Here is a 2270-nt window from a genome sequence, read left to right on the forward strand (position 1 = left end):
GTGGTGCCGGCAAGCCTGAACTTCGAGTCGGCGAATCCGGCGATCGATCTCGATGCGCTGAACCTGCGAGTCCAGACGAAGACGGGTGTGTGGGAGGGGTCCTCCCGTGTCGCGGGCGTTTCCTCGTTCGGGATGGGCGGGACGAACTGCCACCTGATCCTGCGCCCGGCACCCGAGCGGGCGCCTGCCGTGCGAGGTGCGGAGCCGGGGCTGGTGCCGTGGGTGGTGTCCGGGCGCAGCGCGCAGGCGTTGCGTGCGCAGGCGGGGAAGCTCGCCGAGTTCGTACGCGGGTCTGACACGTCGCTGCTCGACGTCGGTTACTCGCTGGCCTCGGCACGCACGGTTTTCGAGCACCGTGCCGTGGTGGTGGGCGCGGACCGCGAGGAGCTCATCGCCGGCCTGGAGAAGGTTCGTTCTGCGGGTGCTGTCGGTGCTGCGGGGACGGCGTTCTTGTTCACGGGGCAGGGGTGCCAGCGACCTGGCATGGGCCGGGAGTTGTATGAGGCGTTCCCCGTGTTCGCCCAGGCTTTCGACGCGGCGTGTGCGTACCTGGACGGGCATCTGGGCCGGTCGCTGAAGGACGTGGTGTTCGAGGGCGATCCGGTCCTGGATCAGACCCGGTTCACCCAGGCCGCACTGTTCGCCCTTGAGTCGGCCCTGTTCACGCTGGTCTCCTCCTTCGGAGTGCGCCCTGACGCGCTGATCGGTCACTCGATCGGTGAGGTGAGCGCCGCATACGCAGCGGGAGTGTTCTCCCTGGAGGACGCGTGTGCGCTGGTCGCGGTACGGGGCCGCCTGATGCAAGCCGCCCGCGCGGGCGGAGCGATGCTCGCCATCGCCGCTCCGGAGACGGAGGTGGTCCCGGAGCTGGTTGAGGGCATGTCGCTCGCGGCGGTGAACGGCCCGGCAGCCGTGGTCGTCTCCGGTGACGCGGATGCGGTCGGGGTCGTGGAGGAGCTGTTCCGAGGGCGTGGGGTCAAGGTCAAGCGCCTCACCGTGTCCCACGCCTTCCACTCCGCGCACATGGACACCGCCCTGGCCGAGTTCGAGCAGACAATCGGCTCCCTGACGTTCAACGAGCCGCAGATCACGGTCATATCGAACGTGACCGGCCAGATCGCCGACGAGCTGACCAACCCTGGTTACTGGGCCCGACAGATCCGTGCGGCGGTCCGTTTCGATGACGGCATCCGCACTCTGGACGCCCAGGGCATCACCACGTACCTCGAACTCGGGCCGGACCCGGTCCTGACGTCCCTCGTTCAGAACACCCTCGACACCCCCACCGCCGCCTCCGCACTCAAGAGCGAGCGTGACGAGGCCAAAACGCTGCTGCGGGCCCTGGGCACCGCCTACTCCAGCGGGACCGACGTCGACTGGACCGCTTTCCTGCCCGGCGGGAACCGGGTCAAGCTCCCCACCTACGCCTTCCAGCGCAAGCGCTACTGGATCGACGCCCCCGACGCGCCTCAGGCGTCCTCCGCCCCCGCCCCCCAGCAGGAGGCCGACGAGGCCGAGGCGGACGGGACGACCTGGGCCGGCAGGCTGCGCGGGCTGAACGAGAAGCAGCGGGAGGCGCTGATCGCCGACCTCATCTGCCGCCACACCGCAGACGTGCTGGAATACGACGCGACCGACGTGCTCGACCCCGCCCTGCCCTTCAAGGAACTGGGCCACAACTCCCTGTCGTCCGTCGAGCTGCGCAGCCGCCTGGCCGCCGACCTCGGCCTCGCCCTGCCGTCCTCGCTCGTCTACGACTACCCGACGCCCGCTGTTCTCGCCCGCCACATCGTGACGGCGCTGCTCGGCACCACCGATGCGCTCGACCTCCCCGACGCCGCTTCTGTCTCCGGCTCCGACGAGCCGTTGGCGATCGTGGGCATGGCGTGCCGGTATCCGGGTGGGGTGGATTCGCCGGAGGGGTTGTGGGGCCTGGTCGCTGAAGGCCGGGATGCGATCGGGGACTGGCCGGAGGATCGCGGCTGGGATGCCGAGGGGCTGTACGACGCCGAGCGTGGGGTGTCGGGGAAGTCGTACCTGCGGTATGGCGGGTTCCTTCAGGGGGCGGACGGGTTCGACGCGGAATTCTTCGGGATTTCACCGCGTGAGGCGTTGGCGATGGACCCGCAGCAGCGTCTGCTGCTGGAGACGGCCTGGGAGGCGCTGGAACGTTCCGGGATTGTTCCGCAGTCGCTCAAGGGCAGTCGGACGGGTGTGTTCGTCGGCGCGATGACGGGGGAGTACGGTCCGCGTCTGGCGGAGCCCGTTGC

Annotated in this window: 1 protein-coding gene; it reads left to right on the plus strand. The window is 69.5% G+C overall.

Going from position 1 to position 2270, the window contains the following annotated elements:
* On the plus strand, positions 1-2270 hold a 2270-nt coding region (locus ABZ565_RS35340), incomplete at both ends, for an acyltransferase domain-containing protein (protein ID WP_361036421.1).

Origin of the sequence: Streptomyces sp. NPDC016469, assembly GCF_040632905.1 — a bacterium.
Lineage (GTDB): Bacteria > Actinomycetota > Actinomycetes > Streptomycetales > Streptomycetaceae > Streptomyces.